Consider the following 7,766-nt stretch of genomic DNA (forward strand, 5'->3'; position numbering starts at 1 on the left):
TTGCTTTGCTAATGCTGCCGCTTTTGCTTTCGCGGCTGCAGCTGCACGTCGTTTTACTTCTTCCACAGTCATACCATCATTTTTTGGTAGCGCTTTCTCTTTTTCTCGATTTTCTTCCTCAAGTTTACTTATTTCCGCATCATGTTCCGCATCATGTTTCGCAACGAGACGCTTTCTCGCCTCTTCTTTCGCATGCCTAGCCGCTTCTCTTTTCAAATCCTCTAGGTCTTTATTTGGATCACTCATTTATTCGTCACCTGCTTTCCCGTCTTTGCCTCGTAACGAATTTTTTCTTTCAATTTATTAATTCCATAAATTAAAGCAGCAGGATTGGGTGGACAACCAGGAATATACACATCCACTGGTACAATTTGATCCACACCTTTCACAACAGCGTATGAATTTACATATGGGCCACCTGCTGTCGCACAAGATCCCATTGCAATAACCCATTTTGGTTCGGGCATTTGATCGTATAAACGCCGAACAATAGGAGCCATCTTCTTCGTTACTGTTCCCGACACAATCATAACGTCCGATTGCCTTGGCGATGTCCGAAAAAATGACCCAAATCGATCTAAATCGTAATGTGATGAACCTACTCCCATCATTTCAATTGCACAGCATGCCAGTCCGAATGTCATCGGCCATAAAGAATTGCTTCGTGCCCACCCTTTTAACTGCTCCAATGTAGAAAAAAAGATATTTCGTTCTAATTCCGCCCGCTCATTTGGATGTAATTCCTCAAAATTTATAACCATTGTAACACCTTCTTTTTCCAAGCATACGCTAATCCAACTAGCAACATTACAACAAAGATAAGCATTTCAATCAGTGCAAATAAACCGAGCTTGTCATATGCAACAGCCCATGGATATAAAAATAAAGTTTCTACATCAAAGATGACAAACAATAAAGCAAAAATATAATAACGAGCATGAAACCGAATATTTGCATCATGAAAAGGCTCAATCCCACTCTCATACGTCGTCGCTTTCGCTGCACTTGGTTTGTTTGGACGCAGCATCTTTCCTAATGTAAGAGCCACTACCGGCAGCAATATACCTAATAGCAAGAAAATCAAAACGATCATATAACTATTTTCATATACACTTGCCATTGTGAAACCCTCCCCCCTGAATTAAGAACAAGTTCACTTAGTAAACAATATGTCCTAGCTGCAGTAATTATTATTTTTAAATTTTTCTAAATAATGCAACTATTTTAATCATTATAGCAAACTTCAAATTCCTATGTCGATATATTGGGGACCGAAACGAGAATTATTAAAATCTATTTTTATAACTCGCTATACCTGTGTAAAATAAGTATAGAAATTATATATATGTTTCAAGAAACAATAAAAAATAAAAAGAGGAATTTATATGTATATACCGTGGGTGAGATAAATGAAAAAACAAACACATGTAAGTATTCTTATAAGCATTATATTGTTATCTATAGCGATTCATTACGTGGCAATGCCTTTTCTATATGAATACTCATTTCCTTTTCAAATATTAATTGGAATGAGTACCTTATTCATTGATATTATCGCTTGTAGTTATATACTTTATTTTTCAAATAGGAAAGAAGGGTTACCTCGTTTATTTTGGACCATTTTATCTGTTGGAACTCTCTCTTATTTCATTGGTGATATGGTCGTTGCCTATCAACGTTTAATTTTAAAGGACTATTATACATTCGTTGATCCGTCCGATTTTTTTTACTTACTTTTTTTAATTACCTTTGCATTTGCGTTTCTATATGAAATCATCTATAACCGCGATTTATTAGAAAAGCTTTTTATGATATGTGATATTTGTATTATTGTTACAGCACAATTCACTTTAAGTTACTACTTACTTATTGAACGCACCATTCACGTTTCTTCAACATCCTATATCGACATATTTGTTCAACTTACCTATCCAATGGCCGATTTGCTCTTTCTTCTCATAGGAATCAATCTGTTATTCAAGCCATTATCCTTATTATCCAAAAAAGTTGGTGCGCTTCTTGGCAGTGCTTTAATTTTATATGCTACTACAGATGCGATTTATGCTTATATCAAATACTTCATACCCGAGTATTCTATGTTTACAGTTACTCCTCTCTATCAAGTAACTTTAGTACTAGTAGCAATCGCCTGTATTCTGCATACAAAAGAACCCGAAAGACAAGAGCAAGTACTATTAACACCTAAACTTGGGGAATCGATCAGATTGTCATTACCTTATATTTCTGTAGTAATGCTTATTGTTTTTATACTAGTTGAATATGTTTTTGCACCTATTGTAGTAATCGGGCTTATAATAACTTTCTCCTTCGTTCTCATACGCCATAGTTTAGTTCGAAAACAAAATAAAATATTATTACTAGCTCAAATGCAATTCAACTCAGAACTCGAAAAACAAATTGAACTACGTACAGAAGATTTAGTAGAACAAAAAAATGAACTATATCATAACCAACAGATGTTTAAATCTTTATACGAGCACCATCCAGATCCAATTTTCACATTAGACTTGTACGGTAATTTTCTCAACGTGAACAACGCTGGTACTACTTTACTCGGTTATCAAACGAATGAATTATTAAAGCAACCATACTATTCACTTACGTATGAAGAAGATTTGGAAGAAATCATTAATGCCTTTCATCGAGTAAAAAAAGGGAAATCTATTTCTTTAGAAGTACGGGCATATCATAAGAATAGGGATATTTACTACTTGCATGTTACAGCAGTTCCTATCTTTTTAAAGGATCATATTTCTGGTGTTTATTTAATGATTAAAGATATTACGGAAAGCAAACAACAACAAGAACAAATTAATTTTCTAGCATATCATGATACTTTAACAGAGCTTGCAAATCGCCGTGCATTTCATCAATATGTAGAACAAGCAATTGCTCGATCCGAAATATCAAAAAGGCCTTTTGCTGTTATGTTTCTCGACCTAGACCGCTTTAAGGTTATTAATGATACCCTCGGTCATAGGGTAGGAGACCTTCTATTAATTGCCGTAGCAAAAAGACTAGAAAGACTATCGACACCAAATATGAAGCTCGCCCGGCTAGCCGGGGATGAGTTCACAATCCTTATCGAAAATTATAAAAAAAGACCCGATGTGAAAAAAATAGCTGATACGATTGTAGCAGCCATGAACGAACCATTCGAAATTGAAAGTCAACATTTACAAATCTCACCGAGCATCGGGATTGCAATATATCCTGAAGCAGGTGAAGATCCATTATCCATTTTACAGCATGCTGATATGGCCATGTACGAAGCAAAAAATAAAGGAAAAAATGGTAGCTCCCTATACACGAAAGAATTATATAAAAAAATGGAACGAAAAGCTCGAATTGAAAAAGATTTACCACTCGCTTTAGTAAACGAAGAGTTTTATCTCGTTTATCAACCACAAATTGATATTACGACGAAAAAGATTATTGGTGCTGAAGCATTACTACGCTGGAAACACCCACTCCTAGGTGACATTCCGCCATGTGAGTTCATTCCAATTGTAGAAGAGACGCCACAAGTCGTTCCGCTCGGTCATTGGGTATTAAAAGAATCTTGTCGCCAGTTAAAAATATGGCATACTTTCGGCTACACAGATTTAAAAATAAGTGTGAACTTATCCGCAAAAGAGTTTCAGCAAGAGAATTTAATCAACAACATTTCACAAATACTAACAGACATTAAAGTCGATCCAAAGCATGTAACACTTGAGCTAACAGAACGAATTGCAATGATTGATGAAAAAGAAACATTATCAAGACTAAAACAATTAAAGGAATATGGTATTCAAACGTCCATTGATGACTTCGGTACCGGCTATTCTTCTCTCGCTTATTTATCAATTTTCCCTATTGATACGTTAAAAGTACCGAGAGAATTTACACAACTAGCCGATCATCGACCTGAGGAAAGAGCTATCGTTTCCACTATCCTTTCCCTTGCAAATACTTTAAACCTCTCTGTCGTTGCTGAAGGAATTGAAACAGAAAAACAACTTAAGTTTCTACAAAAGAACAACTGTAAATATATGCAAGGTTACTATTTCAGTAAACCACTTACTAGTCATCAATTTATAAAATTTCTACAAAAAACACCCAGTATGAACCAATAGCTCATACTGGGTGTTTTTATAGTGTCGGAATTGTTTTCTCGTAATACTCCTCTGCAATTTCTTCATAAAAAGCTGCTGACGTCGTATAAAAATATGGAATTAGCCATAGGAATCCAATCCCTAACGTAATACAACTTAATATAAACCAACCAATAAAGCTTAAACATAAAATGAAATACTCCATCTTATGTCCATTCATCATACGACGACTTTCTGTAATAGCTTGATTTATGGAATAATCAGGATGATCATTTATTATAAAGTACGTCATCGCATAAGAAAATGATTTAATAATGCCTGGAATAATAAATAATAAAAACCATAAGAAAATATAAATGTTCACTACTATATATAATAAAAATGACTTTATAAACTTACTTCCTTCTGTAAACCATCTGAATATATGCCCAATACTCGCTTCTTTTTCACGAATGATATGTAGTGCTAAATGATAACCACCTAGCGTTAATGGACCTACCATCAATATTGTAATAACGTCTACTGAAAGTGAGTTATTTACTTCTTTCCAATCCCAAAATTGAAAGAAAATGAAATCAATACTAAAACTAAAAGCTGAAATAAGAATCGAAATCAGTAATGTTGCCCCGACAGCTAATCCCCATTTCCCTTCTAATGAATCTAGCGCTTCTCCTTTTAAATCACTAATCATATTGTTCCTCCTATACGTAATAACTCTATTAGTATAGCATGTTCCTACTACAATTCATCTTTTGAAAGATAGCGATAAAAATGCGCTGTCGTTGTACTCATATACGGGCTAAGCCAAAGAAAACCTATTCCAAGTGTTAAAATCGCTAAAATACCCCATCCTATAAAACTGAGCCATAAAAGAAATAAATCTAACTTATGTCCCTTCATAAGATGCTTACTTTCTTTCATTGCTCGTGACACACTATACTCTGGATTTTCAATCATTACATAGTACGTCATCGCATAAGAAAAATACATCACAATCATAACAACGATTGAAATAGCTAATAGTATAAAGAAAGCGATAGTAAACGACGTATTTCCCTCTTCACCGAAAAATGCGAATAAGGCTACTAGCAACATTGGAATCCATGTACCTGTATATAACAAAATCGCAAGCATTGCCCACATCGTTTTCATCATTCTTTTAAAGCCACGAAACCCTTCGAATAAGTGATCTACTTTAGCACCTTCTCGTTTACTCATCTGTAAAAATACATTTGTATAACCGTATGATGTAATTCCATACGATGCGTTACTCAAAATTATTATGATGCAATAAAAAATACCAAATGTAATACCTGCTCCAATTGATATTGTTTCCTCTTCAAGTGAACCTGTTAAACCAGCAAATAGTAAAAATATAATAACTCCTGGAATTAAAAGTATAAGCATTGCAGCCATTGAAACAACATAACTTAAAATAAAATATAAAATCGTTGATCCAACACCTAGTCCCCATTTTCCCTTTAAAGAGTGCAACGCTTCTCGTTTCATTTCACCGATCATTTATTCATCCCCTTTATAAATTGTTGTACATTCTCTACTTATACAAGCATCAATATAATTATACCATTTTTGTAAAATTATCCATGAACTACACAAAAAAATCCGTAAAGGCAAAGCCTTTACGGATTTTTTATTTCATATCGGAAACGTTTAAACGGTTCACAGCACGTTGTAATGCCATTTCTGCACGTCTAAAGTCAACATGTGCTTGTTTATCTTGCATACGTTGCTCAGCGCGACGCTTCGCTTCATTTGCACGATGGATATCGATATGGTTTGCTTCTTCAGCAGATGATGATAATACAGTTACTTTATCTGGACGAACTTCGATAAAGCCACCACTTACTGCTACATAATCAGTGTGTCCACCATGTTTCAGACGAACTGCACTAATTTTTAATGGTGCAACAGTTGGAATGTGACCTGGTAAGATCCCCATTTCCCCACTCTCTGCTTTTACGCTTACCATTTCTACTTCTTTTTCGTAAACCGGTCCATCAGGAGTTACAATACTGACTGGAAATGTCTTCATAATTCGTCCCTCCTAAGGCCTTACGCCATCATTTTCTTCGCGTTTTCAATAACTTCTTCAATACCACCTACAAGACGGAATGCATCTTCTGGAAGGTCATCATATTTTCCTTCTAGAATTTCTTTAAATCCGCTAACTGTATTTTTTACAGGTACGTAAGAACCTTTTTGACCTGTAAACTGCTCAGCTACGTGGAAGTTTTGAGATAAGAAAAATTGAATACGACGAGCACGATGTACAACTAACTTATCTTCTTCAGATAACTCATCCATACCTAAGATAGCAATGATATCTTGAAGCTCTTTATAACGCTGTAAAGTTTGCTGTACTTGACGAGCTACTTCATAATGCTCTTCTCCTACGATTTCTGGAGAAAGTGCACGAGATGTAGATGCTAATGGATCTACGGCTGGGTAAATACCCATTTGTGTTAAACGACGCTCTAAGTTTGTTGTTGCATCTAAGTGAGCGAACGTTGTAGCTGGTGCTGGATCCGTATAGTCATCGGCTGGTACATATACCGCTTGGATAGACGTGATAGACCCTTTATTTGTAGATGTAATACGCTCTTGTAATTGACCCATTTCTGTTGCAAGTGTCGGTTGGTAACCTACCGCAGATGGCATACGACCAAGAAGGGCAGATACTTCAGAACCTGCTTGCGTGAAACGGAAGATGTTATCGATGAACAATAGTACGTCTTGTCCTTGCTCATCACGGAAATGTTCAGCCATTGTTAAACCTGTTAATGCAACACGTTGACGTGCTCCAGGTGGCTCATTCATTTGTCCGAATACCATCGCAGTTTTCTTAATTACGCCAGAATCGCTCATTTCGTGGTATAAATCGTTACCCTCACGAGTACGCTCACCTACACCAGCGAATACAGAGATACCACCGTGTTCTTGTGCGATGTTGTTAATTAATTCCTGAATTAATACAGTTTTACCTACACCGGCACCACCGAATAGACCGATCTTACCACCCTTAATGTAAGGAGCAAGTAAGTCTACTACTTTAATACCAGTTTCAAGAATTTCTACTTTAGTAGATAATTCTTCGAATGCAGGTGCTTGACGGTGAATTGGATCACGGCGTACATCGGCAGGAACCTCACCATCTAAGTCAATTGCATCACCTAATACGTTAAATACGCGACCAAGTGTTGCATCACCAACTGGTACAGAGATTGCTTTACCAGTATCTTCTACTTCTGTACCACGAACAAGTCCGTCTGTGGAAGACATTGCAACTGTACGAACTGTATCATCACCTAAATGAAGTGCAACTTCAAATGTTAAGTTAATGCTTGTTCCGTTTTCGTTGCTTTGTTTTACCGTAAGGGCGTTGTAGATTTCTGGTAGCTTTCCGCCATCAAACTTAACGTCTACAACCGGACCCATGATTTGCGTAACGCGCCCTTTATTCATCGGGTTCCCTCCTAGCTTTCTTTTAATTAGCCAACTTGCTACGAGCAGTTAGCTTTTAATTTTTTATTGGTTTATAGCTTACGCGACTCTTTTGAAAGAGCCGCCTACGCTTTTTATTGAATCTAGTTCCAGCGGCTAGAACAGTCGGTCATTTCGCGCCTTCCT

At 36.2% G+C, this 7,766-nt stretch carries 7 protein-coding genes and 1 pseudogene; 1 reads left to right on the top strand and 7 read right to left on the bottom strand.

Translation table 11 applies throughout. The features are described 5' to 3' along the window. From GFJ36_RS27060 to nuoA, 3 genes and pseudogenes are all read right to left on the bottom strand, one after another. Nucleotides 1-246 (bottom strand): annotated as a pseudogene (locus GFJ36_RS27060) (NADH-quinone oxidoreductase subunit C); the annotation flags it as partial. Next, nucleotides 243-761, bottom strand: coding sequence for an NADH-quinone oxidoreductase subunit NuoB (nuoB, locus tag GFJ36_RS27065; RefSeq protein WP_000236331.1), 519 nt, complete (start codon nucleotides 759-761; stop codon nucleotides 243-245). The gene nuoB and the pseudogene GFJ36_RS27060, both read right to left, overlap by 4 nt. Then, a complete protein-coding gene (gene nuoA / locus GFJ36_RS27070) occupies nucleotides 752-1,120 on the bottom strand; it encodes an NADH-quinone oxidoreductase subunit NuoA (protein WP_000179270.1) in 369 nt (122 codons plus the stop codon). Before nuoA ends, nuoB begins: the two co-directional genes overlap by 10 nt. 289 nt (nucleotides 1,121-1,409) lie before the next feature. Between nuoA and GFJ36_RS27075 the strand changes: the two genes are divergently transcribed. Further along, on the top strand, nucleotides 1,410-4,139 hold the full coding sequence (locus tag GFJ36_RS27075; protein WP_097907154.1) for a putative bifunctional diguanylate cyclase/phosphodiesterase: 2,730 nt from the start codon (nucleotides 1,410-1,412) through the stop codon (nucleotides 4,137-4,139). A gap of 16 nt (nucleotides 4,140-4,155) precedes the next feature. Here GFJ36_RS27075 and GFJ36_RS27080 read toward each other — a convergent pair whose 3' ends face one another. The 4 genes from GFJ36_RS27080 to atpD all read right to left on the bottom strand — a co-directional run bounded on the left by GFJ36_RS27080 (nucleotide 4,156) and on the right by atpD (nucleotide 7,601). Further along, complete coding sequence (locus GFJ36_RS27080) at nucleotides 4,156-4,809, bottom strand: DUF975 family protein (RefSeq protein ID WP_088608236.1); 654 nt, start codon at nucleotides 4,807-4,809, stop codon at nucleotides 4,156-4,158. A gap of 47 nt (nucleotides 4,810-4,856) precedes the next feature. Next, complete coding sequence (locus GFJ36_RS27085; protein WP_098082151.1) at nucleotides 4,857-5,639, bottom strand: DUF975 family protein; 783 nt, start codon at nucleotides 5,637-5,639, stop codon at nucleotides 4,857-4,859. A 130-nt stretch (nucleotides 5,640-5,769) separates the two neighbouring features. Next, a complete protein-coding gene (gene atpC, locus GFJ36_RS27090) occupies nucleotides 5,770-6,171 on the bottom strand; it encodes a F0F1 ATP synthase subunit epsilon (RefSeq protein ID WP_000847206.1) in 402 nt (133 codons plus the stop codon). A gap of 20 nt (nucleotides 6,172-6,191) precedes the next feature. Next, the gene (gene atpD, locus GFJ36_RS27095; protein ID WP_001032603.1) at nucleotides 6,192-7,601 is read right to left on the bottom strand and encodes a F0F1 ATP synthase subunit beta; all 1,410 of its coding nucleotides are present in this window, start codon (nucleotides 7,599-7,601) and stop codon (nucleotides 6,192-6,194) included. Between the last annotated feature and the right edge of the window lie 165 nt (nucleotides 7,602-7,766).

The sequence above is a fragment of the Bacillus sp. EE-W1 genome, assembly GCF_009760835.1.
Lineage (GTDB): Bacteria > Bacillota > Bacilli > Bacillales > Bacillaceae_G > Bacillus_A > Bacillus_A wiedmannii.